General features: G+C 66.5%; 28 protein-coding genes. 19 read left to right on the forward strand and 9 right to left on the reverse strand.

Going from position 1 to position 24,798, the window contains the following annotated elements:
• Positions 1 to 16: 16 nt before the first annotated feature.
• The 5 genes from M8J71_RS07105 to M8J71_RS07125 all read right to left on the reverse strand — a co-directional run bounded on the left by M8J71_RS07105 (position 17) and on the right by M8J71_RS07125 (position 3,095).
• Positions 17 to 256 (reverse strand): heavy-metal-associated domain-containing protein, encoded by a 240-nt coding sequence (locus M8J71_RS07105; protein WP_256247246.1) that lies wholly within the window; start codon positions 254 to 256, stop codon positions 17 to 19.
• A 67-nt stretch (positions 257 to 323) separates the two neighbouring features.
• The gene (locus tag M8J71_RS07110; RefSeq protein WP_256247247.1) at positions 324 to 686 is read right to left on the reverse strand and encodes a metal-sensitive transcriptional regulator; all 363 of its coding nucleotides are present in this window, start codon (positions 684 to 686) and stop codon (positions 324 to 326) included.
• 283 nt (positions 687 to 969) lie between these two features.
• Positions 970 to 1,485, reverse strand: a complete 516-nt coding sequence (locus M8J71_RS07115) for a universal stress protein (RefSeq protein ID WP_256247248.1) — start codon at positions 1,483 to 1,485, stop codon at positions 970 to 972.
• A 56-nt stretch (positions 1,486 to 1,541) separates the two neighbouring features.
• A complete protein-coding gene (locus tag M8J71_RS07120) occupies positions 1,542 to 2,285 on the reverse strand; it encodes a class F sortase (RefSeq protein ID WP_256247249.1) in 744 nt (247 codons plus the stop codon).
• Positions 2,286 to 2,384: 99 nt separating this feature from the next.
• Positions 2,385 to 3,095 carry a hypothetical protein gene (locus tag M8J71_RS07125; RefSeq protein WP_256247250.1) on the reverse strand — a complete coding sequence of 237 codons (711 nt, stop codon included), beginning with the start codon at positions 3,093 to 3,095 and terminating at the stop codon, positions 2,385 to 2,387.
• A gap of 285 nt (positions 3,096 to 3,380) precedes the next feature.
• On the opposite strand from M8J71_RS07125, the gene M8J71_RS07130 reads away from it, so the two are divergent.
• The 3 genes from M8J71_RS07130 to M8J71_RS07140 all read left to right on the forward strand — a co-directional run bounded on the left by M8J71_RS07130 (position 3,381) and on the right by M8J71_RS07140 (position 5,123).
• Complete coding sequence (locus tag M8J71_RS07130) at positions 3,381 to 3,581, forward strand: hypothetical protein (protein WP_163165088.1); 201 nt, start codon at positions 3,381 to 3,383, stop codon at positions 3,579 to 3,581.
• 62 nt (positions 3,582 to 3,643) lie between these two features.
• Positions 3,644 to 4,750, forward strand: a complete 1,107-nt coding sequence (locus M8J71_RS07135; protein WP_256247251.1) for a WD40/YVTN/BNR-like repeat-containing protein — start codon at positions 3,644 to 3,646, stop codon at positions 4,748 to 4,750.
• A gap of 52 nt (positions 4,751 to 4,802) precedes the next feature.
• Positions 4,803 to 5,123, forward strand: coding sequence for a MoaD/ThiS family protein (locus M8J71_RS07140; RefSeq protein WP_256247387.1), 321 nt, complete (start codon positions 4,803 to 4,805; stop codon positions 5,121 to 5,123).
• A gap of 108 nt (positions 5,124 to 5,231) precedes the next feature.
• Here M8J71_RS07140 and M8J71_RS07145 read toward each other — a convergent pair whose 3' ends face one another.
• Positions 5,232 to 5,468: a hypothetical protein gene (locus M8J71_RS07145; RefSeq protein ID WP_163165091.1), complete on the reverse strand. Its 237-nt coding sequence runs from the start codon at positions 5,466 to 5,468 to the stop codon at positions 5,232 to 5,234.
• Between the two features lie 165 nt (positions 5,469 to 5,633).
• On the opposite strand from M8J71_RS07145, the gene M8J71_RS07150 reads away from it, so the two are divergent.
• Entirely contained in the window at positions 5,634 to 6,029 is a 396-nt protein-coding gene (locus M8J71_RS07150; protein ID WP_256247252.1) for a hypothetical protein, read from the forward strand.
• A 78-nt stretch (positions 6,030 to 6,107) separates the two neighbouring features.
• On the opposite strand, the gene M8J71_RS07155 is transcribed toward M8J71_RS07150, so the two are convergent.
• Entirely contained in the window at positions 6,108 to 7,802 is a 1,695-nt protein-coding gene (locus tag M8J71_RS07155) for an alpha-amylase family protein (RefSeq protein WP_256247253.1), read from the reverse strand.
• Positions 7,799 to 8,839, reverse strand: a complete 1,041-nt coding sequence (locus M8J71_RS07160; RefSeq protein ID WP_256247254.1) for a TIGR03885 family FMN-dependent LLM class oxidoreductase — start codon at positions 8,837 to 8,839, stop codon at positions 7,799 to 7,801. Before M8J71_RS07160 ends, M8J71_RS07155 begins: the two co-directional genes overlap by 4 nt.
• Positions 8,840 to 9,012: 173 nt before the next feature.
• Between M8J71_RS07160 and M8J71_RS07165 the strand changes: the two genes are divergently transcribed.
• Both M8J71_RS07165 and M8J71_RS07170 read left to right on the forward strand, forming a co-directional pair.
• Positions 9,013 to 9,936 carry an AEC family transporter gene (locus tag M8J71_RS07165; protein ID WP_256247255.1) on the forward strand — a complete coding sequence of 308 codons (924 nt, stop codon included), beginning with the start codon at positions 9,013 to 9,015 and terminating at the stop codon, positions 9,934 to 9,936.
• A 65-nt stretch (positions 9,937 to 10,001) separates the two neighbouring features.
• A complete protein-coding gene (locus M8J71_RS07170) occupies positions 10,002 to 11,078 on the forward strand; it encodes an ATP-dependent DNA ligase (protein ID WP_256247256.1) in 1,077 nt (358 codons plus the stop codon).
• A gap of 184 nt (positions 11,079 to 11,262) precedes the next feature.
• Here the strand turns inward: M8J71_RS07170 and M8J71_RS07175 are convergent, their stop codons facing one another.
• Complete coding sequence (locus tag M8J71_RS07175) at positions 11,263 to 12,582, reverse strand: MFS transporter (RefSeq protein ID WP_256247257.1); 1,320 nt, start codon at positions 12,580 to 12,582, stop codon at positions 11,263 to 11,265.
• A 232-nt stretch (positions 12,583 to 12,814) separates the two neighbouring features.
• On the opposite strand from M8J71_RS07175, the gene M8J71_RS07180 reads away from it, so the two are divergent.
• From M8J71_RS07180 to M8J71_RS07240, 13 genes are all read left to right on the forward strand, one after another.
• Entirely contained in the window at positions 12,815 to 13,639 is an 825-nt protein-coding gene (locus M8J71_RS07180) for an IclR family transcriptional regulator (RefSeq protein WP_256247258.1), read from the forward strand.
• Between the two features lie 149 nt (positions 13,640 to 13,788).
• On the forward strand, positions 13,789 to 14,670 hold the full coding sequence (locus M8J71_RS07185) for a shikimate dehydrogenase (RefSeq protein ID WP_256247259.1): 882 nt from the start codon (positions 13,789 to 13,791) through the stop codon (positions 14,668 to 14,670).
• Positions 14,670 to 16,562, forward strand: a complete 1,893-nt coding sequence (locus M8J71_RS07190; protein ID WP_256247260.1) for a bifunctional sugar phosphate isomerase/epimerase/4-hydroxyphenylpyruvate dioxygenase family protein — start codon at positions 14,670 to 14,672, stop codon at positions 16,560 to 16,562. The genes M8J71_RS07185 and M8J71_RS07190 overlap by 1 nt, the downstream gene beginning before the upstream one ends.
• A gap of 42 nt (positions 16,563 to 16,604) precedes the next feature.
• On the forward strand, positions 16,605 to 17,477 hold the full coding sequence (gene pcaH, locus M8J71_RS07195) for a protocatechuate 3,4-dioxygenase subunit beta (protein ID WP_256247261.1): 873 nt from the start codon (positions 16,605 to 16,607) through the stop codon (positions 17,475 to 17,477).
• A 3-nt stretch (positions 17,478 to 17,480) separates the two neighbouring features.
• On the forward strand, positions 17,481 to 18,053 hold the full coding sequence (gene pcaG / locus M8J71_RS07200; protein WP_256247262.1) for a protocatechuate 3,4-dioxygenase subunit alpha: 573 nt from the start codon (positions 17,481 to 17,483) through the stop codon (positions 18,051 to 18,053).
• Complete coding sequence (locus M8J71_RS07205) at positions 18,050 to 19,531, forward strand: lyase family protein (protein WP_256247263.1); 1,482 nt, start codon at positions 18,050 to 18,052, stop codon at positions 19,529 to 19,531. The genes pcaG and M8J71_RS07205 overlap by 4 nt, the downstream gene beginning before the upstream one ends.
• A complete protein-coding gene (locus M8J71_RS07210) occupies positions 19,524 to 20,342 on the forward strand; it encodes an alpha/beta fold hydrolase (RefSeq protein WP_256247264.1) in 819 nt (272 codons plus the stop codon). The genes M8J71_RS07205 and M8J71_RS07210 overlap by 8 nt, the downstream gene beginning before the upstream one ends.
• The gene (pcaC, locus tag M8J71_RS07215; protein WP_256247265.1) at positions 20,339 to 20,791 is read left to right on the forward strand and encodes a 4-carboxymuconolactone decarboxylase; all 453 of its coding nucleotides are present in this window, start codon (positions 20,339 to 20,341) and stop codon (positions 20,789 to 20,791) included. Before M8J71_RS07210 ends, pcaC begins: the two co-directional genes overlap by 4 nt.
• Positions 20,788 to 22,017 carry a thiolase family protein gene (locus M8J71_RS07220; RefSeq protein ID WP_256247267.1) on the forward strand — a complete coding sequence of 410 codons (1,230 nt, stop codon included), beginning with the start codon at positions 20,788 to 20,790 and terminating at the stop codon, positions 22,015 to 22,017. Before pcaC ends, M8J71_RS07220 begins: the two co-directional genes overlap by 4 nt.
• Positions 22,018 to 22,020: 3 nt before the next feature.
• Entirely contained in the window at positions 22,021 to 22,704 is a 684-nt protein-coding gene (locus tag M8J71_RS07225; protein ID WP_256247268.1) for a 3-oxoacid CoA-transferase subunit A, read from the forward strand.
• A 1-nt stretch (position 22,705) separates the two neighbouring features.
• A complete protein-coding gene (locus tag M8J71_RS07230) occupies positions 22,706 to 23,380 on the forward strand; it encodes a 3-oxoacid CoA-transferase subunit B (protein ID WP_256247269.1) in 675 nt (224 codons plus the stop codon).
• Between the two features lie 23 nt (positions 23,381 to 23,403).
• A complete protein-coding gene (locus M8J71_RS07235; RefSeq protein ID WP_256247270.1) occupies positions 23,404 to 24,207 on the forward strand; it encodes an IclR family transcriptional regulator domain-containing protein in 804 nt (267 codons plus the stop codon).
• Between the two features lie 120 nt (positions 24,208 to 24,327).
• A complete protein-coding gene (locus tag M8J71_RS07240; RefSeq protein WP_256247271.1) occupies positions 24,328 to 24,654 on the forward strand; it encodes an MmcQ/YjbR family DNA-binding protein in 327 nt (108 codons plus the stop codon).
• The last annotated feature ends 144 nt before the right edge of the window (positions 24,655 to 24,798 follow it).

A 24,798-nucleotide genomic window follows, 5' to 3' on the forward strand; every position in this document is an offset into this window, starting at 1 on the left:
CCCGGGTTTGGTGGATCTAGGCTTCGTTGGCGACGACCAGGTAACCGGCCTCCGCTACGGCTTCGCCGATTTCCGAAGGTGACAGTTCGTTGCTGGAAGTGATGGTGACGGTGGAAATCCCGCCGGCGTTGAGCTCGACGTTCACCGCCTCTACGCCCGCGAGGGCTTCAAGTTCCTCGCTCACGGCCGAGACGCAGTGCCCGCAGGTCATTCCGGAGACGCTGACGGTTGTTGTGGTGGGAGAAATGGTGCTCATGTGCTGCTCCTTGTTGTGGGGAAGGGGTTGATGATGGCGTTCAGCGGCATCCGGGGAAGGTGGGCTGCTACCGCAGGAGCCGGCCGATCGCATCGGCGGCTTCCTTGACCTTGGCATCGATGGCTTCTGCGCGCAGCTCGGGGTTCGGTTCAGAGGCCGCACCAACCACACAGTGGCCGATGTGCTCTTCAACGAGTCCCAGACTGACGGCATGCAACGCCTTGGTGACGGCGGAGACCTGGGTGAGGATGTCGATGCAGTACTTGTCCTCATCCACCATGCGCGCGATTCCCCGCACTTGGCCTTCGATGCGTTTGAGCCGGCGGAGGTAGGCATCCTTGTTTCCGGTATAGCCGTGCTCCGGCGGTACCTGGTCTGGTGTCACCTGGTCCACGGTGGGCTCTGTGACGGCTTCATCGGTTGCGCTCATGCTTCCACGGTATACCCTCTAGGGGTATCGGGGCAAGTACCCCTAGGGGGTATAGCCCGGGAGGCGGCAGGGTTTTTGGGCAACAAAAAGCTCCGGAGTGCGTTATTGGGGGATACGCACTCCGGAGCAGCTTTTGGGCAAACCTGGCTTCCACGTCTGTGGAACCGGCCTGCTTGAATCAGCTTACTGGCTGGTAGTCCACTACGCCAGCACCCGGAATAACTACTTTCGCTTTACTTTCCCTGGCGTAATTTCTGCGCATTTGCGAGGGTCTTTTCGCAGCTCAAGACCGGTCCTCGTGGGCAGCCCTCCGGTACGGGACGATGAGTACTGGCCTGCTCTGATGATGCGTGAGCCAGGCACCTACCGACCCGCTGAGTGCCTCCGCCAGGCGGTGGGAGAGTCCCCGCTCAGAGGTTCCCACAATGATCATCGGCGCGTTGGTTTCCGCGGCAAGCTGGGCGAGGGCACGGGCAGGATCGCCCGTGAGGGTCTCGAGGGTCCATTCCGCAGCCGCCGTGCCAGGCGGGACTTGGGCCACCGCAGCTTCGATCGCAGCCTTGAGCTCCATCGTCACGCCGCCGATGTTCCCAGCATCAGCATCCGGGTGGAGCGAGAGCCGGTGGGCGGACCGGGCCGGGTCCCATTCCACCAGGTAGCTGGCCTCGTCGACGTAGGCACAAAGCAAGCGGGTCCCCAGTTTCGCAGCGAGGCCGGCGGCGGTTTGCAGGACCTCCGGATGCTGCCCGGGGGCTACGCCTACCAGTAGTGGAGAAGTACCGCGCAGATGTTCTGACATAGTTTATTCTCGGCCTCCTTGGACCCTCTTGAACAGCGGCATTCCGCCAGTGAGCGTCAGCCGGTGACGGGCGAAGCGGTGACCACCACGTTTTTGCCCCAGGGATCTTCGGTAAAGCAGCTGATCAGGACCAGCCGGTTGGGCACGATGTCCCAGATGGGACTGTCCTTCAGGTTGGACTTCAGATACGTCGTCACACTGGCCACTTCGTAGGCAATGGTGCCGGTTGTGGTGTCCACCTCGAACCGATCGCCCACGGTTGCCGCTGAACTCAGATGGTTGAAGGGTGCCTCCGCGCCCTCCCAGCTGTGGCCGATCACGTACGTGGTGTTGGCCGAGCCGTGTCCCGGGGTGCCGAATGGGGTCAGCCAGTATCCGTCCTTGGTGGCAGGCGGCACGATTGTTTGGCTGGCGCGTGCGGAGTCGTCCAGCTCCAGCGCATGCACGGGCACATCGAAAGCGGCCGAGGCGTAGCGGATCCGCACCGGTTGCGCCGCTGCGGGAAGGGCAGGAGCCGCAGCTTGCTGTGCAGGGGAATCGGCGGGAGTTGACCTCCTCCCTTCCGGTGGGCCCATGACCGCCATCGGCGCCGCTTCTCCGGAGTTGATGACGGAGGGGGTCGGTGCGGTCACTGTCCCGCTTCTCCCGGCAGGGAGTTGCGCCTGCAGGAACAGGGGGGCGCCGAACGTGATGAGCACAAAGGCCAGGACACCGCACAGGAGAATGGCCAGGTCGCCGCGGTTCCAACGCCTCCACCTGCGCGCTTTTCGGTCCGCGTGCCGGCTGCGTTCCTTTGACATGCTGCTCCTCACCGCTGGTAACGGGGAAGGAAGGCGCCCCGCCGGGCACTGGCGGAACGCCTTCCTTGTCAGGTGGCCGCGGCTGCGGCCTGGCCGGCGTCAGTCGGTCAGGTGCGCGGTGTGGGACGTGCGCCGCACCATTACTGCCGCTCCCGCTGCAAACAGTGCACCCAGGCCGGCCAGCCAGGAGGGTGCGCCGTCAGAGCCGCCGACGGCGGTCTGGGCGTTGTACCCCTGGTTGGTTCCCAGACTTGTGGTGGCAGCGGGCACCGCCGCCGCCTGCTGCGGAGCAGCAGCCCTCGGCTGGGCTGCCGCCGGCTGTTGGGGCACGACGACGGTCGCCGCGGGAGGCGCCACGGCCGCCGGTGGGACAACAGGAGGCTGCTCAACCACAGGTGTAACAATCTGCGGCTCGACGGGCTGAACAACAACAGCTGGGTTTTCGACGGGGGTGTTTCCGGCAGGCGGGTTCTCCACGGGAGGGTTGACGGCTGGCGGGTTCTCAACGGGTGGGACCACGACAGACGGGACGACGCACACATTGGCGTGGGTGGCGCTGCCGGCGGCCCAGTTCTGCCCATGTTCCATGCCGTCGTTGGGCGGGATGATGTCCGCGGAGTGATTGTTATGGCCGTTCAGCCCCGGGACGGCAACCATGTTCTCGGTGAAGTGCCCGGAGTTGGAGCCCGACCCTGCGTGGCAGATGACAATCTTGTTGTCGTCGTCGGATCCGCGGTCCGCTACCGCCGGAGCCGTGACGGCAAATGCCGCCAGGCCCAGCACCCCCAACGTTGTGATGGCTCGTTTCATGATGATTCTCCCCAGTTTTCGATGTGAAACGGACCATGGCGAGGAGGACCAGCGAATGCGCCGAATGCCCCAGCAGCACGGTCAGCTTGCTTGAGTCTTCAGGCTAGGGCGGGCCACTGTTGCCAGTCGCGAGTAGGGGGTACTCGTCTTTCGGGGGCTCCCGGCGGCACGGTTACTTGCCGGTACCCGAAAAAATCGACGCACCACTCGGTGCAGCCTCAACACCTTGTAGCCGGCGTTGACCGCGCCTACCGTTGAAGCAGGCGACGAAAGGGCGTGGAGGGCATGGAAATTTTCATGTGGTGGCTTGACCTGGACCTTGCAAGCAAAGAATGGTTGCGGGAGAACCTCCGGGCGGAGGAGCTTCCGCTTCCGGTGCTGCAAGGCATTGCGGAGGCAGGCGGACCCCATCCCGACAATCCCGCCGCAGCCTTGACGGCGGCCGACTGGGACTTCATCGAAACTCAGTCGGAGTTCGTGGACTAGCCAAGCCAGGCTTTTGGCGATACACAAGAAAACCGTTGCGGGCTGTCCGGGGCGGTGGTTGCATGGGGGGCATGACAACCGCAAAGAGTTTTGTCTTAGCGATCGGCACTAAAAAGGGCTTGTGGCTCGCAATCAGCCAGGACAGGCGCGAATGGTCCTTCACTGGCCCGCACTTCCTCATGAGTGAGATCCCCAGCATTGGGATTGACACCCGGAACGGCCGCACACGGATCATGGTCGGTGTCCGGAACGAGCATTGGGGGCCAACGGTTGCCCACTCGGATGACCTTGGCGCTACGTGGTCCGAGCCTGAACAGGGCGCTATCAGGTTCCCGGAGGACACCGGGGCTGCACTGGAGCGAATCTGGCAGATCTATCCGGACGCCGAGTCCCGCCCGGGCGTCGTTTGGGCAGGGGCCGAGCCAATCTCGGTCTGGAAATCCACGGACGGGGGCGAACACTTCGAACTTAACCGCGGCCTGTGGGACCACCCCCACCGCAGCGAATGGGGCGCCGGCTACGGCGGCGCCGCCGCCCACTCCATCGTGGTCCACCCCGCGCGCGAAACCGTGCACGTCGCCATGAGCACCGGCGGCGTTTACCGCTCGCTCGACGGCGGCGCCTCCTGGGAGGCGCGGAACCGGGGCATCTCGGCCTACTTCATGCCGGACCCCAACCCGGAATTTGGCCAGTGCGTGCACAAGATAGCCGCGGACGCCGCCGTCGACGGCCGCCTCTATGCCCAAAACCATCACGGCGTCTACCGCACGGATGACAACGCGGAGACCTGGAACTCCATTGCAGAGGGCCTGCCCGCAGACTTCGGCTTCGTGATGCTGACCCACCCTCGCCGGGAAGGTACCGCCTGGGTTGTCCCGCTGAAGGCCGACGGCGAGCGTATCCCGCCCAACGGCGAGCTGGCAGTCCATCGGACCGACGACGCCGGCGGCTCCTGGAAGAGGCTGAGCAACGGACTGCCAACCGGCGAGTACAACAGCGTACTGCGGGACGCCGCCTCCGTGGACACCGCGGAGCCGGCCGGCGTTTATTTCGGCACCCGCGGGGGCACCGTTTACGCCAGTTCGGACGAGGGGGAGACGTTTACCGAAGTGGCAGCCCATCTGCCTGACGTGCTGTGCGTGCGGGCGGCAGTGGTTGCCGGTGCCTGACAGCACACTGCCTGACAGCAGACTGCCGGGCAGCGCGCCGCCCCAGGGCACAATGGCGACGGCTGGTGACAGGGGGCAGGCCGCAGCGCCCAGTATCAGCGTGGTTCTTCCCAGCATTCTTCAGCCCCTGGCCGGCGGGCAGTCCATCCTGACTGCGCCCGCCGATGGGCCCGTGACGGTTGCTGACTTGCTGGATGCCGTCACCACGGACTTCGCGGTGCTCGCCAGACGGCTGCGAGACGAGACGGGAGCGTTGCGGCGCTTCGTGAATATCTATGTGGACGGCGACGAAGTTCGGCGGCTGCAGGGACTGGAGACCGAAGTGTCACCCGGCCAGGAGGTGCTGGTTATCCAGTCAGTGGCCGGCGGCTGACGCGCCCCTACGGGCGTGGTGCTTGGCAGTGGCGGGCAGTCCTTACTGACTACACCCGCCGTCGCGGCGCTAATTGTCGGGGAAGGCACACGTGAACAGGAGCATGCGTCAAGCGATCCGCCAGACGCTGCATTCGTCCGTGTTGACGGCTTTCCGCAGGCCGGTGATCCGGTCCAGAATCCACACCACGCCGATGCCGGGCGCTGTTTCCTGCACACTGCCGCGGCGGATCACTACGTCGTCGTAGGAAGGGCCCACCGAGAGCCGGGCTTCAATCTCATCACCGCGGTGGAGCTGGTCCAGGGCGCGGACTCTGGTTACATTGGCTGCTGCTTTCTTCAACATGGCGGGGCCTCCTGGCTGGAGCTGGTGCCGGCTCTTGCCTGCACTACCAAGTGTGCTCGGCCAATGTTGCGCGCTGGTTTCCTCGCGGTTAGGCGCCGGTTAGTTCTTGAAGCCGGAACTGTTTCCCGACGGCGGTCCGCAACTGCCGGGCCTTAGGGTGGTGCCATGGAGATCGTTGACGGGATCCGGGCCGCCCTGCTGGGTGCGGCGGCGATAGCGCCGCTGGCAACCTTCGGGGTGGTTCTGGTGGCTTACCTGACCTACCGGCAACGGTCACGCGCGGACAGGAGGGACCAGTGGTGGAAGCGGGCGCAATGGGCCATTGACTCCGCACTGAATGACGCCGACCCGCAGCGCCGCCTGGCCGGCTTGAAGGTGCTGGTCCAGCTCATCGGCAGCGACCTTGCCACCGCCGAGGACGCGGAGCTGATGAGCGCCCTGGCCGTGGGGATACGCGACCAGGAGCAGGACGGCCGGCGGACGGTAACGGTGTCCCCTCCGGTAAAAGACCGGATCCTGGCAGAAGCCGAACGCCTGTTGCAGGCGGCTTCCGCCCGCTGACGGTGTCCCAGCTGCCGTCCACACTGTTGCCCGAACTGTTGCCCGGCAGCCGAGCCGCCGCCCGTGTGTACCAGGCACTCAAGGTGCCAGCCGGTCCCCTTTTCCGTGCACCCGGAACCACCGGTAGCCGTAACGTCCCAGCTCAACGGTGAAGCCGCCGTCGGGCTCCAAAGCCGCGTTGTCGCCGTCGAACAGGTCCAGCAGGATCGCGTCCTTGAACGTTTGCCGCGGCCCGTCCGCCGCGCCAACTTTGCCGGCGACCTTCACCGGCTCCTCGCCGAGGTTGTGCAGGAGGACCAGGGTGCCGCCGTCGGAGCTGCAGGTGTGCGCGAAGACCGCCGGCTCCGGCTGGTCGATAATGCCGAACTTGCCCCAGCCCAGCTCGGGGGATTCCCGGTAGCGCCCGATCAGTGTCGCCATGAAGTTGAACAGCGAGTTGGGGTCGCGTTTGGCGGCTGCGGCGTTGACATTGTCCGGGCCGTACTCCCCGCGAACCAGCGGCACCACGAGGTCCGCTGCCTTCGCGCTGGAAAATCCCGCGTTTTTTGCGTCGTTCCACTGCATGGGGGTGCGCACCGCGGCACGGCTTTTTTGCCGGAGGTCCTCGCCCATGCCGATTTCCTCACCGTAGAACAGCACCGGGGTCCCGGGGAGGGAGAACATCAGCGAGTACACCATCCGGAGGCGTTCGGGATCACCGCCCAGCATCGGGGGAAGCCGGCGGCGCAGCCCCCGCCCGTAGATCTGCATGTTCTTCTCCGGCCCGAAGGCGGCAAAAACTTCACCGCGCTCGCCGTCGCTGAGCTTGTCCAGGGTGAGCTCGTCATGGTTGCGCACGAACATGGCCCACTGGTTGTCGGGATGGAGCGGCGGACGGCTCTTGAGCGTCTCCGCCAGTGGCCGTGCATCCTGCCGGGCCAGGGACAGGTAGAGGTGCTGCATGGTCATGAAGTCGAACTGCATGTTCAGTTCGTTGCCGTCCGGGCCGCCGAAGTACTCCAACTGTTCCTTGTAGGGCAGGTTCACCTCCCCCAGCAGCACCGCGCTGCCGTTCCGGCGGCTGACGAAGCTCCGCAGCGCCGTAAGGTAGCCGTGCGGATCCAGGTTGGCGGCCTCGTCCTTGGGCTGGCCGCGGGTTTCCAGGAAGAAGGGCACCGCGTCCAGCCGGAAACCGTCCAGCCCGAGTTCCAGCCACAGGCCCATCGCCTTGGCGATTTCATTCCGCACCCCGGGGTTGGTGACATTCAGGTCCGGCTGGTGCTTGGCGAACATATGCAGGTACCACTCCCCGGTGGCGTCATCCTGGGTCCACAGCGAGCTTTCCTCGCCGGGAAAAACCACCTCCGAGGACGTGTCCGGGGGAGTGTCACTCCGCCACACGTAGAAGTCCCGGTACGGGTTGTCCGTGGATTTCCGGGCCTCGACGAACCACGGGTGCTGGTCCGAGGTGTGGTTCACCACGAAGTCCGCGATGACCCGCATGCCGCGGTCCTTGGCGGCCCGGATGAACTCCACCAGGTCACCCATTGTGCCCAGCCGGGGGTCTACGGTGAAGAAATCCGTCACGTCGTACCCGTCGTCCCGGTCAGGCGAGGGGTAGAACGGCATAAGCCAGATGCAGGTCACGCCCAGCGCGGCCAGGTAGTCCACGCGCTGGGTGAGGCCGGCGAAGTCGCCCGTTCCGTCGCCGTCGTCGTCAAAGAACGTCTCGACGTCCAGGCAATAGATGACGGCGTTTTTCCACCAAAGGTCCGAGGTTTCGGCGATCCTCATGCCGGGGTGCCCGACGCCGGTTCGGCAGCGGAAGTGACAAGCTGCGGCTCAGCGGGGGGACCGGCCGTGGTGCTGCCGGGAGTGCGCAGCTGCGGGAGGACTTCCGCGGCGAACGCGTCGATGAAGGGACCTTGCTCCTGCCCCACGTAGTGCAGGTAGAGCTCGTCGAAGCCCAGGTCCGCGTATCCGGCGAGCCAGTCCACGTGCTGTTCCAGGCTGGATGAGATGTTGACTGTGGTCCGGACCTGGTCCTCAGTTACGTGTTCGCCCACGAGGTCGAAGTGTCCGGCGGTGGGGAGGTCCCAGGGGATGGGCGGAGCGTAGGTGTTGGTCCGCCACTGGTCCAGGGCAACGGCAACGGCTTCGTCCTCGTTTCCGGCCCAGGACAAATGGACCTGCAGGGCAGCCTTGCCCCGCCCGCCGTTGTCCCGGTACGCAGCCAGCATCTCGCGCAGCTTGCCGGGTGGCTGGTTCACGGTGACCAGGCCGTCCGCCCAGGATGCCGCCCGGCGCGCGGTGTCCACGCTCACCGCGGGAGCAATGAGCGGCGGTGGACTGTCCGGAACGTCCCAAATGCGCGCCTGCTCCACGGTCACGAGGCCGCGGTGGGTGACCTCCTCGCCGCGGTGCAGCCGCCGGATCACGTCGATACATTCCTCCAGCCGGCGCTGGCGGATGTCCTTGGCCGGCCATCCGTCGCCCGTAATGTGCTCGTTCATGTTCTCGCCGCTGCCCGGAGCGAACCAGAAGCGGCCCGGGAACATACTGGCAAGGGTGGCCGAGGCGTGGGCGATGATGGCGGGGTGGTACCGCTGGCCCGGCGCCGTCACTACGCCAAAGCGGAGATTGGTGGTTGCCAGCGCGGCACCCAGCCAGGACCAGGCGAACCCGGAATGGCCCTGGCGTGCGGACCACGGCTCAATGTGGTCCGAGCACATCGCCGCGTCGAAGCCGGCGCGTTCTGCGTGCTGGACGTCCTTGAGCAGCTGGCCCGGACTGATTTGTTCGTGGGAGGCGTGGAAGCCGACAGTAACCATCGTTAACCTCTACCGTCCGGCGCGGTGCTGTGTCGAGGTTTTTCTGGCCTGCGTCGCCGGGCCAGTGTTGGCGCGCCGGCAGCAAGCCACTTGTCAGATAAGTTTGTAACTTGTAGTACTGCGCTTCCCGGAACTCCTGCGCAGGCGGCGGAAACTGGAAGGAAGTACCACTCGTGGGCGGTGTGCTGATCGGGCTGGCGGTGATCGGCGTCGTGATTGCAGTGGGGTACATCGCCGCACGGTGCGGGCTGGGCGGGGAGCCAACGGTTTCGGCGCTGACCCGTACAGCCTTTTTCATTACCAACCCCGTCCTGCTGTTCACGGTGGTCCTGGAATCGGATCTCTCCGTGGTCTTTTCCGCGTATGTTCCGCTGGCGCTGATGACCGCGGTTGCCACAGCCCTGTTGTATGTACTGGCCAGCCGGCTGTGGTTCCGGCGGCCGCTGGCCGAGACCACGATCGGTGCGATGGCCAGTTCGTACGTCAACGCCAACAACATCGGCATTCCCATCACGCTGTATGCCCTGGGTGATGCAACCCCCGTGGCCCCTGTCCTGTTGGTCCAGTTGCTTCTGTTCGCCCCGTTGGTCCTTACCGTGCTGGATCTCTCCGAGGCCGGCCGGTTTTCGCCACGCCTGCTGCTTACGCAGCCGTTCCGGAACCCCATGATCATCGCCTCGCTCCTGGGCGTGGTGCTGGCCGCGTTCAACGTGGAACTTCCTGATCCGGTGATGGCGCCGCTGACACTCCTGGGCGGCGCGGCGGTTCCGGTGGTGCTGCTGGCCTTCGGCATGTCGCTGCATGGTGCACGGATGCTGCAAAGCGGCGGGCACGCGGTGGAAATCCTTACTGCCACGGCGCTGAAGTCCGCCGTGATGCCGGCGCTGGCGTTCGTCGTCGGACGCTTCGTGTTCAACCTTGACCAGCACATGCTCCTGGGCGTGGTGCTGATGGCCGCGCTTCCCTCGGCGCAGAACGTGTTCCTGTTTGCCGGCAAGTACGGGCGCGGGGTGGCGGTGGCACGCGAAACGATTCTCCTCTCGACGGCGGCAGCAGCCCCGGCGCTGATCCTGATTGTCTGGTTGCTGGCCGGGTAAGCCCGGACTTCCCCGTGGGGCGTGTGGGGTTCCGCGAGCGGCTGCCTCCGGGCAAGAATGGGCACATGGAACTTCCCGTGATGCCGCCCGTCCCGCCCATGCTCGCCAAGGCCGTCAGCGGCATCCCGGAAGGTGACCTCAGTTATGAGCCAAAGTGGGACGGCTTCCGGTCCATCATCTTCCGCGACGGCGACGAAGTGGAGATCGGCAGCCGCAACGAAAAGCCGATGACCCGCTACTTCCCCGAGCTCGTGGCGGCGCTGAAGGAAAACCTGCCGCCGCGCTGCGTCATTGATGGGGAAATTATCCTGGTGGGCGCCGCAGGGGACCGGCTGGATTTCGATGCCCTCCAGCAGCGCATCCATCCCGCCGCGAGCCGGGTCAAGCTGCTCGCTTCCCAGACACCTGCCTCGTTTGTGGCGTTCGACCTGCTGGCCCTGGGCGACGACGACTATAAGGACCGGCCCTTCACCGAGCGGCGGGCGGCGCTGGAGAAGGCTATGGCGGCGAGCAAGGCCCCTGTCCACCTCACAGCCGCCACCACGGACAAGGACACGGCGGAACAGTGGTTCCGGCAGTTCGAGGGGGCCGGTTTGGACGGCATTGTGGCCAAGCCGCTGGAGGGCCGGTACCAGCCGGACAAGCGGGTGATGTTCAAGACCAAGCACGAGCGCACCGCCGACTGCGTGGTGGCAGGCTACCGGCTGCACAAGAGCGGACCTGACGCCATCGGCTCGCTGCTGCTCGGTTTGTACAAGGACGACGGCGGCCTGGCCAGCGTCGGGGTAATCGGCGCCTTCCCCATGAAGCGCCGGCAGGAGCTGTACGAACAGTTTCAGCCGCTGGTCACCGACTTTGAGGGCCATCCGTGGGCCTGGGGCAAGCAGGAGGAAGGGGAGAGGACCCCGCGCAACGCCGAAGGCAGCCGCTGGAGCGCCGGCAAGAACCTCTCCTTCGTGCCGCTGCGCCCGGAACTGGTGGTGGAGGTCCGGTACGACCACATGGAAGGCGACCGGTTCCGGCATACGGCGCAGTTCAACCGCTGGCGGCCGGACCGGGACCCGGAGTCATGCACCTACGCCCAGCTTGAGGAACCCGTCAACTTCAATCTGGCCTCGGTGCTGGAGACCGGCCGGCCGTAGCGCCGCAGACTTCCCGCCCACGTGGCTACGGATTGGAAAGGCACTCCGCCGCCACCCGCCGTCGTATGTTCTGCCGACGGGAAAAGCCCGCTCTATGACAAAGGAAAGCCCGCCATTTGGGGGAATAGCGGGCTTTCCGGTCTGAAAAACCCGGGCTGGAACGGCCTCCGGTCGGGCAGAAAGGCTACTTCAGGCCGAGCTGCTTGGTGGGAACCTTGAACGTTTCCTTGGCGGTCAGCGCGGAGATGGCTGCCACTGTGCAGATGACGGCGGTGAAGATGCTGATCTGTACCCAGCCGCCGGCCTTGATGCCGCCCATGGCTGCCACGATGGCGGGGGCGAATCCTGCCATCAGGAAGCCCAGCTGCGTGCCGATGGCCAAGCCGGAGAACCGCACCTTGGTGCTGAACATCTCGGCGTAGAAGGACGGCCAGACGGCGTTGGAGGCTGCGTAGCCGCAGGAGAAGAAGCCGATGGCGGCCAGGAACATCAGCGGCACGCTGCCTGATTCCAGGCTAAGCAGGAAGACGGGTGTCAGGGCGGCACTGGCAACGGCGCCGTAGATGAAGACGGGCTTGCGGCCGATCTTGTCCGCCAGCATGCCGAACAGCGGCTGGGTGCCCAGCGCCACGAGGTTGGCGCCCACCACCAGCCACAGGGTGGTGGTGCCGTCCACGCCTGCCACGGTTTTGGCGTAGCTGATGGCGAGGGTGCCAAAGACCGTGGAGACGGCCGCGATGAAGGCGCAGCAGATGACCCGGAGGACGTCGCGCCAGTGGCCCTTGAGCAGGTCGGCGACGGGGAGTTTGGAGATCTGTGCGGTCTTCTGGGCTTCCTCGAAGGCCGGCGGCTCGTGCAGCGTGCGGCGGATGAAGAACGCGACTACAACCACCACGGCGCTCAGCCAGAAGGGGATCCGCCACCCGATGCCGTACTTGATCTCGTCCGGAAGTGCGAGCACGGGAATGAAGACGAGGGCTGCGAGGATCTGCCCGCCCTGGGTGCCCGTGAGGGTCCAGGAGGTGAAGAAGGAGCGGCGGTTGTCCGGGGCGTGTTCCAGCGTCATGGAGGAGGCGCCGGCCTGCTCGCCTGCGGCGGAAAGGCCCTGGCAGAGGCGGGCCAGCACCAGCAGTGCGGGAGCCCACCAGCCAACGGTGTTGAAGTCCGGGAGGCAGCCGATCAGGAAGGTGGAGGCGCCCATCAGGAGGAGGGTGAACATCAGGACCTTCCGGCGGCCAACCCGGTCGCCGAAGTGGCCCAGGATGACGGCGCCCACAGGGCGTGCAATATAGGCGAAGCCGAAGGTTGCGAAGGACATGATGGCCGCGTTGGCGTCAGCATCCGGGAAAAAGACCGTGGGGAAGATCAGGGCGGCGGCGGAACCGAAGATGAAGAAGTCGTAGTATTCGACGGCGCTGCCCAGGAAGCTGGCGAGGGCTGCCTTCTTCGGCGTCCCGGCCGGGGCATCAATGCCTGGCTCGGCGGACGGAAGTATCTGGCTCATGGAGTTCCTTTGATGTGACGACTTTGTCGCGGATGGATCAGGGGCTCGCAGCCGGCGCTGCCGGGGGTGGTGGCCAGGCGCGGCACGGCTGGAGGTGCGGGAAAAACCCGGACAGTAGCCACATTGTGGGAGCTACTTGTGCGATACAGCAATAGTGGCTGTGAGGGCAGTCACTTGTCAAGAAAATAATCATTCGCTGGCAATAGCTCTCACATTGTGGCAACATCGAGGTATGAGTGTGAACCAAGACACAGCGCCCAGTGATGTTGCCGCTGAAGAAAACTCCCCGAAGGCCGGGCGGCCCGACCGTACCGACATGGTGGGCAAGGCCCTGGGTCTCCTGGTCCTGCTTGGTGATGAGCCGCGCGGCGCCAGTGCGGCAGAGATCTCCCGGCGGGCCCAGCTGCCCTTCAGTACCACCTACCGCCTCCTGGGCTCCCTCACCAGGGACGGCTTCGTGGACTACGAGGCCGAGGGCCGCCGTTACCACCTGGGCCTGCGCATTTTCCAGCTGGGCCAACGGGTTTCCAACCACCACGGCTTCGCCGGGACGGCCATGCCAGTCCTCCGCCGCGTGACGGAGCAAACGGGGGAGGCCACTATCCTCAGCGTCCGCGACGGACATCACCACCTCACCGTGAACAAAGTGGACGGGCCGCAGATGTTCCGTGTGACCAGCGACCCCGGGCACCTCGGCTCCCTCTCCACCACCGCCGTGGGCAAGGCATTGGTGGCGTTCGCCGAAGACTCCGAGCGCGAAAAGCTCCTGGCTGAACTGCCCCTCGAGCCGCTCACGCCAAAGTCCATCACCGACAGGGACGCCTTCCGCGAGGAGATCGACCTGGTCCGGCGCCGCGGGTTCGCGGTGATGGATGAAGAGAACGAGACCGGTATGCGTGCCGTGGCGGTCCCGCTCTTCAATGACCAGGGCCACGCGTTCGCCTCGCTGGCCACGGCGGTCCCCGTCTTCCGCCTAAGCCTTGAGGACCTGGAAGCGCATGTCCCCCTGCTGCAGGAAGCGGCCGCAGAGCTTGCGGCCAGGCTGCCCCAGCGCTAGCAGCCTTGCCGCGGCACTCAGCGCTTTTTAGGTTCGCATCCCGAACAGTAGTGCGGAAAGAGAACAAATGATGTACCGTAATTTCCATCACCCGGCAGCGTACTCTCCGCAAGGAAGCTGCCCGGTGCCGTATCAAAGGAGCTGCACGGATGAGTAATCGAACTGAGTCCTACCTGGTGGGACTGGTCGGCGATGGCGTGATGCCGTCACTCACCCCGCCGATGCACGAACGCGAAGGTGATGTGCAGGGGCTGCGCTACCTTTACCGCCCCATCGACCTGCTGGAACTGGGCTTGCCGGGCGAATCCGTGGGGCAGCTGCTGAAGAGCGCACGCAGCCTTGGCTTCAACGGCCTGAACATCACCCACCCCTGCAAGCAGCTGGTCCTGCAGCACCTGGATGAGGTGTCCCCGGACGCTTTGCGGCTTGGCGCCGTCAACACAGTGGTGATCCGGGATGGCCGGTTCGTTGGCCACAACACAGACTTCTCCGGTTTCGCCGCCGCCTTCGCTTCCGGTCTTCCCGGTGCCCGCCTGGGCCGCGTGGTGCAGCTCGGGGCAGGCGGGGCGGGCTCCGCCGTCGCCTATGCCCTGCTTAGCGCCGGGGTCCGCCACCTGGACCTCGTGGACATGGACGCTGCCCGCAGCGCAGCCCGGGCGGAGGAGCTGGCCGGCTTCTTCCCGGACAGCACCGTCACGGCGCGTACGACGGCGGAGCTGCCGCAGCTCATGCCGCTGGCCGACGGCCTGGTGCACTGCACCCCGGTGGGCATGGCCGCCCACCCCGGCGTCCCGCTGGATCTTGGCCTGCTGGAATCCCGGCACTGGGTGGCGGATATCGTCTACCGCCCCATCGACACCGAACTCGTCCGCGGTGCCCGTGCCAAGGGCTGCGAAGTCCTTGACGGCGGCCGCATGGCGGTGGGCCAGGCAGCTGACGCCTTCCGCATTTTCACCGGCCTCGAACCGGACCCGGACCGCATGCGGTCGCACTTCCTGGAACTCGTCGCAGCCGAGGAGGTGGCTGCCTGATGCGCACGGGAATCGCCACTGTCTGCCTTTCCGGGACCCTGAAGGAAAAGATGCAGGCCTGCGCCATTGCGGGGTTCGACGGCATCGAGATCTTCGAGCAGGACCTGGTCACCTCGCCCCTGGGTCCCGAGGACGTGCGTACCATGGCCGCCGACCTTGGCCTGGGATTGGACCTTTACCAGCCGTTCCGGGACTTCGACGGCGTGACGCCGGACCTGCTGAAGGCGAACCTCCGGCGGGCAGAGGCCAAGTTCAAGCTGATGTCCCGGCTGGGCATGGACACCATCCTGGTCTGCTCCAACGTTGCCACCGCCACCATCGACGACGACAGCCTCCGCGCCTCGCAGCTCACCGAGCTCGCGGAGCTGGCCGGGGACCACGGCGTCAAGGTCGCCTACGAGGCCTTGGCCTGGGGCAAGTACGTCAACGACTACGAGCACGCGTACCGCCTGGTGGAGATGGTGGACCACCCCAACTTCGGCACCTGCCTGGACTCATTCCACATCCTGTCCAGGGACTGGGACACCGCGCCCATCGAGAAGCTCAACCCGGAGAAGATCTTCTTCGTCCAGGTTGCCGACGCCCCCAAACTCTCCATGGATGTGCTCTCCTGGAGCCGCCACTACCGCGTGTTCCCGGGTGAGGGCCAGTTCGAGCTCGCCAAATTCATGGGCCACGTGGTCCGTGCCGGCTACACCGGGCCGGTGTCCCTTGAGGTCTTCAACGACGTCTTCCGCCAGTCCGACGTCGAACGCACCGCCGTGGACGCCATGCGCTCCCTCATCTGGCTGGAGGAACAGAGCGCCAAGTGGCTTACCTCCGCGGCCCAAGCCGACGGCGCCCGCAGCGCCGCCTCCCGCCGTCGTTATCCCATGGAACTGGCCACGCTGCCCAAGGTGAGCGAACCGGCAGGGTTCAACTTCGCGGAAGTGAAAGCCGACGACACCGCCCGGCTGGAGAAACTCCTGGGCCAGCTCGGCTTCGCCTTCGAAGGCCGCCACCGCACCAAGGACGTACAGCTCTGGACCATGGGCCAGGCCCGGGTGATCATCAACGAACAGGCAGCAACACACACCGAACCGGCTATCGCCGCCCTGGGGTTCGACGTCGATTCGCCGGTGATTGCCTCCGCCCGGGCCCAGCAGCTCAAGGCGCCGGTAGTGGCCCGCAAGGTCCAGGCCGACGAGGAAGTCTTCCAGGGCATCTCCGCGCCGGACTCGACGGAGATCTTCCTGTGCCAGGGCAGCCCTGACGGTACCGCCGCGTGGACTGCCGAATTCGGGCAGGGGGGCGAGTCCGGCGAAGGGCTGGAACACCTGCGGCAGGCAGGAAACGCGGTCATTGACCACGTGAACCTGGCCCAACCCTGGCAGCACTTCGACGAAGCCGTCCTCTTCTACACCAGCGCACTTGCCCTCGAGCCGCAGCCGTTCGCGGAGGTGCCCAGCCCCAGCGGACTGGTGCGCTCGCAGGTCATGCAAACCTCCGACGGTGCGGTGCGGCTCGTCCTGAACCTGGCACCCAACCAGCAGGCCCCGGCGCAGCAGGCGCACAAGACGTACCAGGAACACATCGCGTTCGCCGTGGACAACCTCGTATCCGCTGCCCGGTCCGCCCGGGACCGCGGCCTGGAGTTCCTGCAAATTCCGGCCAACTACTACGAGGACCTGGACGCCCGCTTCGACCTTGACCCGGGTTTCCTGGCCACCCTCCAGGAGCTGAACCTCCTGTATGACCGGGACGCCGACGGGGAGTTCCTCCATTTCTACACGGCCACGGTGGGCAGTGTGTTCTTCGAGATGGTGGAACGCCGCGGCAGCTACGACGGCTACGGGGCGCCGAACGCTCCCGTGCGGCACGCCGTCCAATACGACTCGCTCCATCGCCCCTAAGACCACATACACACCAGAAACCACCAACGAAAGGAGCCAGCCGTGCCGCAGGACATCAACGCCCAGCTTGAAGCCGACGAGCTCGTACCGGCCGCCGAACCCCACGCAGCGCACCTGCCTTTAAACCGTGCCGTCGAGACCCAGGCTGACCTCAGCGCAGAGATCAATGGCCTGGCCGACGCCTACGCGCGTGCCCTCAAGGACGGCGCCCCGGCCGAGACCCAGCCCCGGCTGGACTACCCGCCCTACCGGAGCAGCATCCTGCGGCACCCCACCAAGAGCCTGCACCACGCGGACCCGGAGACCATCGAGCTGTACTCCCCGGCGTTCGGCCACCAGGACGTGCACGCCCTGGAATCCGACTTGACCATCCAGCACAACGGCGAGCCGCAGGGCGAGCGGATCATCGTGGCGGGCAAGGTGCTGGACGGCAACGGCCGCCCGGTGGCAGGCCAGCTGGTGGAGATCTGGCAGGCCAACGCCTCCGGCCGCTACATCCACAAGCGCGACCAGCACCCCGCACCGATCGACCCCAACTTCACGGGCATCGGCCGCTGCATCACCGGCGCCGATGGCTCCTACCGTTTCACCACCATCAAACCCGGTGCCTACCCGTGGAAGAACCACCTCAACGCCTGGCGGCCGGCCCACATCCACTTTTCGCTGTTCGGCACCGAATTCACCCAGCGGATCATCACCCAGATGTACTTCCCCGGCGACCAGCTCTTCCCGCTGGATCCGATTTACCAGACCATCGTGGACCAGGACGCCCGCGACCGGCTGGTGGCCAACTACGACCACACCCTCACCGAGCCGGAGTGGGCGCTGGGCTACAACTGGGACATCGTCCTGACCGGTCCCAAGCGGACCTGGACCGAAAACGAGGCGCTGGGCGCAGAAGGTGATGGAGAGTAGAAGATGAGCACCAAACTGGTACCCACCCCCGGCCAGACCGTTGGCCCGTTCTACGGCTACGCGCTGCCCTTCGAGAAGGACAACGAACTCCTGGCCCCCGGCTCGCCAGGTTCCATCCGGCTCCAGGGCACCGTGTACGACGGCGCAGGCGAGACCGTTCCGGACGCGATCCTGGAAATCTGGCAGCCCGACGCCGAGGGCAACATCGTCCAGAAGACCGGGTCCCTTGTCCGTGACGGTTACACCTTCACCGGCTGGGGACGCGGCTCCGTAGGCTACTCCGGCGTGTACACGTTCACCACGGTCAACCCCGGCCCCACCAAGCAGGTCCCCGGAAAACCAGCGGCGGCGCCCTTTATTTCCGTGGCCGTCTTCGCCCGCGGCCTGACCAACAGGCTCTTCACCCGCATTTACCTCCCGGAGAACGAGGAGGCGCTGGCCAACGACCCGCTGCTCAGCTCGCTGGAACCGGAGCGCCGCAAGACGCTGATCGCCCGGCGGGATCCCGACGGCGGACTCACCTTTGACATCCGCCTTCAGGGTGAGGGCGAGACAGTCTTCCTGGACTTCCAGTGACTGAAGCAGTCCCGGGCAACTTCGGAAGCGGTGCCGATGGCGACGTCGGCCTGCTCAGCCCCGTCTCGGCGTCGCCTTTGGTGGCGGCGCTGACGGGGGACCGGGCAGTGCTCGCGGCGATCCTCGCCGTCGAGTCCGGCTGGGCTGCCGTGCTGGAGAAGGCGGGCCTGGCGCCCGCCGGTTCCGCCGCCGTCGTCGCCTCTGCTGCGGAGGCCAGCCGCTACAACCCCGCCGATATCGCCCGCCGCGCACAGGGCGGCGGCAACCCTGTGATCCCGCTGCTGGCCGACCTCCGCAAGCACGTGGCGGTGCTGGACACGCAGGGCATCGGGGCCGGGAAGGCCGTCCACACCTCGCTGACCAGCCAGGACGTGCTGGATACGGCGCTGATGCTGGTTGCCCGGAACACCATCGAGGCGCTGCTGGCTGACCTGAAAGGCACGACGGCGGCGCTCGCCACCGTGGCGGAGCGCCACGCGGACACGCTGTGCGTGGGCAGGAGCCTGACCCAGCATTCCCTGCCGTTCACGTTCGGGCTCCGGGCAGCGCAGTGGTTCCACGGCCTCGCTGCCGCGGGACGCCAGGTGGAAGGGCTGGCGCTTCCGGTCCAGTTCGGTGGTGCTGCCGGTACCCTGGCGGCCGGAACCGTCCTCACCTCCGGTTCGCCGGCAACACCCTTCGGCCTTGCCGACGCCCTGGCCGTTCAGTTGGACCTCGCCCCCGCGCCCGCTCCCTGGCACACCAACCGCCTGGTTATCACCTCATTGGGCCATGCCCTGGCAGCCGTGCTGGATGCCTTTGGCAAGATCGCCGCGGATGTCCTGTTCCTGAGCCGGCCCGAGGTCGGGGAGCTGGCCGAACCGCGCGCGGCGGGCCGTGGCGTTTCCTCGGCTATGCCGCAAAAGCAGAACCCGGTGCTGTCGGTGCTGGTCCGCAGCGCAGCGCTCCAGGCACCCCAGCTGGTGGCCCAACTGCACCTGGCCGCCGCGAACTTCAACGACGAGCGGCCGGACGGCGCCTGGCACACTGAGTGGCCCGCACTCCGGCAGCTGTTGGCCCTGGCACTTGGCGCCGCAGGGCACGTTAGGGAGCTCGCCGAGGGGCTGCAGGTTTTCCCGGACGCCATGCGCCGCAACCTGGACCTCGCCGGTCCGCTGCTCCTGGCCGAAGGTGTGGCCGCCGCTGCGGCGCCCCTGCTGGAGGACAAGGACGGCCGCAACGGCAAGCAGCAGCTGCAGGCCGTCGTGGACCAGACCCTGCAGGCACCACCCGCGGAGCAAGCCGCCACATACCGCAAGCTGCTCCGTGAAGCCGTCCCGCCCGGGGCGCTTCCCGATCTCCGGATGGAGGAACTCCTCAACCCGGCCAGCTACCTGGGCGAGGCTGCTGAAATCGCCCGGCGCATCCTGGCCGCCTACCGGGAATTTTCCCCTCCAGCATCTGCAGAAACCGACGCGAACGGAGCCCGCCGTGGCTAAACCTGCCTTGAAGGCCGCCCTGCTGTCGCCCCAGCGTGCCCTGGGCGAGCACCCCCTGCTGGTGGTGGGCCCGTCCCTGGGCACCTCCACCATCCTTTGGAACAGGACTGCCTCCCTGCTGGGCAACGACTTCGACGTCGTGGCCTGGGACCTGCCCGGCCACGGGGTCTCACCGGCCGCCACCGAGGCGTTCGACGTCGCGGCGCTGGCTGATGCCGTGGTGGACCTGATCGACTCCATCGCCCCCGGCGAGTCCTTCCACTACGCCGGCGTCTCCCTCGGCGGAGCCACCGGCCTGCAGCTGGGCATCAAACACGGCGAACGGCTCAAGAGCCTGTCCGTGCAGTGCAGCGGCGCCAAACTGGGCACGCCGGAGGGATGGCTGGAACGTGCCGAAACCGTCCGCAGCCAAGGCACCCCGGTGATGATCCAGGGCTCGGCCCAGCGCTGGTTCGCCCCCGGCTTTATGGACCGCGAGCCCGAGCTGAGCAGCAGGCTCCTCCACGCCCTGCGCGACGCCGACCGCTCCAGCTACGCGTTCTGCTGCGAAGCCCTGGCGGCCTTCGACGTGCGCGGGGAACTCGGCTCCATCCGCGTCCCCACCCAGGTCATCGCAGGGGCTCTGGACGGTGTGGCCCCGCCGTCGTTCGCCGAGGAAGTGGCAGCGGGCATCACCGCCGGCGGCGGCACCGCCACCGCCGTCACGCTTGAGGGGGTGGCCCACCTGGCTCCCGCCGAGGCGCCGGCCCACGTTGCGGAGCTGATGCGCGGTCTTCTCGCCTGGGCCGAGTCACGGGGAGCAAACGCATGAGCGGCCTTCAGCCCGGCAGTGAACGGCACGGTGTGGTCCAGCCCGGCGCTACCAGCCAGGAGATGTATGACGGCGGCATGAAGGTCCGGCGCGAAGTGTTGGGCGACGCGCACGTGGACCGGGCCAACGCCAACAAGGACCACTTCACGGAGGACTTCCAGGACATGATCACGCGGATCGCGTGGGGTGGAATCTGGACCCGCCCGGGCCTGACCCGGCAGATGCGATCTGCCGTCACCATTACCGCGATGGTGGCGCACGGGCACTGGGAAGAGCTGGCCATGCACATCCGCGCGGCCCTCACGAACGGCCTGAGCAGGGACGAGATCAAGGAGATCCTGCTGCAGACCGCCATTTACTGCGGAGTCCCCTCCGCCAACACCGCCTTCAAAACAGCACAGCAGGTGTTCCACGAAATGGACAACACCGGAATGGACGCAACCCCATGAACCAGGCTTTTGTGTACGACGCCGTGCGCACTCCTTTCGGCAAGTTCGGGTCCGGCCTTGCCGCCGTCCGCCCGGACGACCTGGCCGCGCATGTGATCAGGGAATCCGTGAAGCGGGCGCCTGCCCTTGATCCGGAGCGGATCGATGAGGTGGTGTTCGGGAACGCCAACGGCGCCGGCGAGGAGAACCGCAACATCGCCCGGATGGGCACGCTGCTGGCCGGGCTTCCGGTGTCGATTCCCGGCACCACGGTCAACCGGCTGTGCGGCTCGTCACTGGACGCTGCGATCATCGCCTCCCGCCAGATCAACGCCGGCGACGCGGACCTGGTGCTGGTGGGCGGTGCCGAGTCGATGTCCCGCGCGCCGTGGGTGCTGCCCAAAACGGAAAAGCCCTACCCTGCCGGTGACATGACCCTGGCGTCCACCACCCTGGGCTGGCGGCTGGTGAACAAAGCGATGCCGAAGGAGTGGACCATCCCCCTGGGTGAGGCCACCGAGCGGCTGCGCGAGAAGTACGGTGTGACGCGGGAGCAGCAGGACCAGTTCGCCGCGGACTCGCACAACCTCTCCGCCGCCGCGTGGGACGGGGGCTTCTACGACAACCTCGTCGCGCCGGTTCCGGGCACGGACCTGGTCCGTGACGAGGGAATCCGCCCCGGCTCCACGGCTGAGAAGCTGGCGGCCCTGAAGACGGTGTTCCGCAAGGAACCCGAGGGCGCCGAAGTGGGCGGCACGGTCACTGCCGGCAACGCGTCGCCGTTGTCCGACGGCGCCTCCGCGGCCTGGATCGGGTCCGAAAGTGCCGCCGGGCTGCTGGGCCTGGAGCCGCTGGCCCGGATCGCGGGCCGCGGCGCGCACGGCAACGACCCCCAGTACTTCGGGTTCGCCCCGGTGGAGGCGGCGAACAAGGCCCTCGCGAAGGCGGGCATCGGCTGGGACCAGGTGGGCGCCGTCGAACTTAACGAAGCCTTTGCCGCGCAGTCCCTGGCGTGCATCAGCGCCTGGGGCATCGACCCCTCGATCGTGAACCGGCACGGCGGGGCGATCGCGATGGGCCACCCGCTCGGCGCCTCCGGAACCCGGATCCTGGGCCCCCTTGCCCGGTCCCTGCAGGCGTCGGGTGAACGCTGGGGCGTCGCGGCGATCTGCATCGGCGTGGGGCAGGGCCTGGCCGTGGTGCTTGAGAACATGACGGCCACCGGCACCAACACAGGAAGGGCCTAAGCCATGTTGAACTTCGTAGATTCGGTCCAGGAGGCCGTGGCCGGGATCAAGGACGGTTCCACGGTGATGATCGGCGGTTTCGGCAACGCCGGGCAGCCGTTCGAACTGATTGATGCGCTGATGGAGTGCGGCGCCACGGACCTGACGGTGGTGAACAACAACGCCGGGCAGGGTGACCAGGGCCTTGCCCTGCTGATCAAGGAAGGCCGGGTGCGGAAAATGATCTGTTCCTTCCCGAGGCAGTCCGATTCCTGGCACTTCGACGGCAAGTACAAGGCCGGCGGGATCGAGCTGGAACTCGTGCCGCAGGGCAACCTGGCCGAGCGGATCCGTGCCGCCGGGGCGGGGATCGGCGGGTTCTTCACCCCCACGGGGTACGGGACCATGCTGGCCGAGGGCAAGGAAACCCGCATCATCGACGGCCGCGGCCAGGTCTTCGAAACCCCCATCCACGCCGACGTCGCACTCATCAAGGCACTCAAAGCGGACGGTAAGGGCAACCTCGTGTACCGCAAGACCGCCCGCAACTTCGGGCCCATCATGGCTGCCGCCGCGAAGCACACCATCGTCCAGGTGTCCGAGGTCGTTCCCACCGGCAGCCTGGACCCGGAGAACATTGTCACCCCCGGAATTTACGTCAACAGTATTGTCCGCGTAGCCGGCAGCAGTGCAGAGAAGGTGGCCTGACATGAGCACCGCAACGTCCATTCAAACCTCGGAGACGGCCATGGGCCGGGATGATCTGGCCCGCCTGGTGGCCCGCGACATCGCCCCCGGATCCTTTGTGAACCTTGGCATCGGCCAGCCCACCCTGGTCTCCAACTACCTCACCGAAGAGCAGAACATCACGCTCCATACCGAGAACGGGATGCTCGGGATGGGACCGGAGGCCAAGGGCGACGAGATCGACGGCGACCTGATCAACGCCGGCAAGATCCCCGTCACCGAACTCCCCGGGGCGGCGTACTTCCACCATGCCGACTCTTTCGCCATCATGCGCGGCGGGCACCTGGACATCTGCGTGCTGGGAGCCTTCCAGGTTTCGGCTACCGGTGACCTGGCCAACTGGCACACCGGCGCTCCCGGGGCGATTCCCGCCGTCGGTGGTGCCATGGACCTGGCCACCGGCGCCAAGGACGTCTTCGTGATGATGACGCTGCTCACCCGCGAAGGTGCCTCCAAGATCGTGGAAGCCTGCACCTACCCGCTCACCGGGGTCGGCTGCGTCACCCGCGTGTACACCGACAAGGCCGTTTTCCTGACCGGACCCGACGGCGTTACTGTCCGTGAAACCTTCGGCTGCACTTTGGAGGAGCTGCAGGAGCTGGTACCCGTCCCGTTGAAGGCCGCCACGGCTTCCTGAGGTGGCCCCTAGGATTGGTAACCATGACCGACGCAGCAGTAGCGGGTGCCCCGCAGGCCAGTGACCAGTACGTCCAGTCGCTGGCCCGCGGGCTCGCCGTCATTCGCGCGTTCGATACCGACCATCCCGTCATGACCCTGACCGAGGTGGCAGCCCGGACGGACCTGACCCGCGCTACGGCGCGGCGCTTCCTGCACACCCTGGTGGAACTGGGCTATGTGCGGACCGACGGCAAGACGTTCGCGCTCACGGCCAAGGTCCTTCAGCTGGGGTACGCGTACCTGTCGGGTTTGTCATTGCCGCAGCTGGCGCAGCCGCACCTCGAGGAGCTCTCGCTGAAGCTGGGGGAGTCCACGTCCGCTGCGGTGCTTGACGGCACGGACATCGCCTACATCGCGCGGGTCACCACCCGCCGGATCATGAACGTCGGAATCACGGTGGGCACGCGGTTCCCGGCCTATGCCACGTCCATGGGCAGGGTGCTCCTGGCCGGGCTGCCGCCCGCAGACCTAAAGGCGTACCTGGCGGCCGCGGACATCAAACCGCTGACCCCGCGTGCCCTGGGCACCGCCAAGGAGCTGCTGGCCGTCCTCGAGACTGTCCGCGCCCAGGGCTGGTGCCTCCTGGACCAGGAACTGGAGTTGGGCCTGATGTCGGTAGCTGCACCGGTTTACGACGGAACCAAAGTGGTGGCCGCGGTGAATGTGTCACTCCAGGCGCAGTCCGTGGCGGCGCAGCCGGACCCGGACGCCTACCTGGCGTCAGTGGCGCAGGAAATCGTAGCGACGGCGAAACTCGTCTCCGCGGACCTCAGCGCCCGCGGCTAAAAGGGGCTTTGGTGCATTGACCGCACGCTGAAGGCAGCGGTCACTGCGCAGGGACAGCCCCTGCGGATTGGCCCCGGCTTTCATTGCGCCGGTAGGTACGTGGCAGGCAGACTGTGGCACATGACCACGGAGGATGACGTCCGAAAAGCTGCCCTGGCAATGCCCGGCGTCACCGAGCGGCCGAGTTGGGGCCAGCCGGCGTGGTTCGCCAAGACCCTGATGGCCCGGATCTGGGAGCCCGGCGTCCTCACGGTCAAAACGGAGGAGCGCGACGCCTTGGCGGGAACCGAACCGGAAACCTATTTCTGGACACCCCATCACGAGCGCTCTCCCCAGCTGGTCCTGGTACGGCTGGACCGGATCGACGACAAGCTGCTGGAAGAACTGCTGCAGGACTCCTACCGGCTCGCGGGAGGGGAGCCCAAGCAGCAGCGGGGGAACCATTAAGGTAACTGTTTGCCACCCAAGCCAGCCGCCCTACTCCCGCCGCAGCGGTGCGGGCCATAGACTCTAGCCAACTACGTGCAGCAACGCCGCTCCGCGAAGCCCTCTGATCCAGACGGACACGGCCCGGCAGGGCGGCGTTGCCGC

It is taken from the genome of Pseudarthrobacter sp. R1 (assembly GCF_024494415.1).
Lineage (GTDB): Bacteria > Actinomycetota > Actinomycetes > Actinomycetales > Micrococcaceae > Arthrobacter.

Excerpts from the sequence above, each read along its gene's own strand:
- M8J71_RS07135 (WP_256247251.1), top strand. The coding sequence starts at position 3,644 with ATGGGGGGCATGACAACCGCAAAGAGTTTTGTCTTAGCGATCGGCACT.
- M8J71_RS07145 (WP_163165091.1), bottom strand. The coding sequence starts at position 5,468 with ATGTTGAAGAAAGCAGCAGCCAATGTAACCAGAGTCCGCGCCCTGGAC.
- M8J71_RS07240 (WP_256247271.1), top strand. The coding sequence starts at position 24,328 with ATGACCACGGAGGATGACGTCCGAAAAGCTGCCCTGGCAATGCCCGGC.
- M8J71_RS07160 (WP_256247254.1), bottom strand. The coding sequence starts at position 8,839 with ATGGTTACTGTCGGCTTCCACGCCTCCCACGAACAAATCAGTCCGGGC.
- M8J71_RS07235 (WP_256247270.1), top strand. The coding sequence starts at position 23,404 with ATGACCGACGCAGCAGTAGCGGGTGCCCCGCAGGCCAGTGACCAGTAC.
- pcaC (WP_256247265.1), top strand. The coding sequence starts at position 20,339 with ATGAGCGGCCTTCAGCCCGGCAGTGAACGGCACGGTGTGGTCCAGCCC.
- M8J71_RS07180 (WP_256247258.1), top strand. The coding sequence starts at position 12,815 with ATGAGTGTGAACCAAGACACAGCGCCCAGTGATGTTGCCGCTGAAGAA.
- M8J71_RS07175 (WP_256247257.1), bottom strand. The coding sequence starts at position 12,582 with ATGAGCCAGATACTTCCGTCCGCCGAGCCAGGCATTGATGCCCCGGCC.
- M8J71_RS07190 (WP_256247260.1), top strand. The coding sequence starts at position 14,670 with ATGCGCACGGGAATCGCCACTGTCTGCCTTTCCGGGACCCTGAAGGAA.
- M8J71_RS07115 (WP_256247248.1), bottom strand. The coding sequence starts at position 1,485 with ATGTCAGAACATCTGCGCGGTACTTCTCCACTACTGGTAGGCGTAGCC.
- M8J71_RS07105 (WP_256247246.1), bottom strand. The coding sequence starts at position 256 with ATGAGCACCATTTCTCCCACCACAACAACCGTCAGCGTCTCCGGAATG.
- M8J71_RS07155 (WP_256247253.1), bottom strand. The coding sequence starts at position 7,802 with ATGAGGATCGCCGAAACCTCGGACCTTTGGTGGAAAAACGCCGTCATC.
- M8J71_RS07220 (WP_256247267.1), top strand. The coding sequence starts at position 20,788 with ATGAACCAGGCTTTTGTGTACGACGCCGTGCGCACTCCTTTCGGCAAG.
- M8J71_RS07120 (WP_256247249.1), bottom strand. The coding sequence starts at position 2,285 with ATGTCAAAGGAACGCAGCCGGCACGCGGACCGAAAAGCGCGCAGGTGG.
- M8J71_RS07185 (WP_256247259.1), top strand. The coding sequence starts at position 13,789 with ATGAGTAATCGAACTGAGTCCTACCTGGTGGGACTGGTCGGCGATGGC.
- M8J71_RS07110 (WP_256247247.1), bottom strand. The coding sequence starts at position 686 with ATGAGCGCAACCGATGAAGCCGTCACAGAGCCCACCGTGGACCAGGTG.
- M8J71_RS07125 (WP_256247250.1), bottom strand. The coding sequence starts at position 3,095 with ATGAAACGAGCCATCACAACGTTGGGGGTGCTGGGCCTGGCGGCATTT.
- M8J71_RS07230 (WP_256247269.1), top strand. The coding sequence starts at position 22,706 with ATGAGCACCGCAACGTCCATTCAAACCTCGGAGACGGCCATGGGCCGG.
- M8J71_RS07150 (WP_256247252.1), top strand. The coding sequence starts at position 5,634 with ATGGAGATCGTTGACGGGATCCGGGCCGCCCTGCTGGGTGCGGCGGCG.
- M8J71_RS07225 (WP_256247268.1), top strand. The coding sequence starts at position 22,021 with ATGTTGAACTTCGTAGATTCGGTCCAGGAGGCCGTGGCCGGGATCAAG.
- M8J71_RS07130 (WP_163165088.1), top strand. The coding sequence starts at position 3,381 with ATGGAAATTTTCATGTGGTGGCTTGACCTGGACCTTGCAAGCAAAGAA.
- M8J71_RS07170 (WP_256247256.1), top strand. The coding sequence starts at position 10,002 with ATGGAACTTCCCGTGATGCCGCCCGTCCCGCCCATGCTCGCCAAGGCC.
- pcaG (WP_256247262.1), top strand. The coding sequence starts at position 17,481 with ATGAGCACCAAACTGGTACCCACCCCCGGCCAGACCGTTGGCCCGTTC.
- M8J71_RS07140 (WP_256247387.1), top strand. The coding sequence starts at position 4,803 with ATGGCGACGGCTGGTGACAGGGGGCAGGCCGCAGCGCCCAGTATCAGC.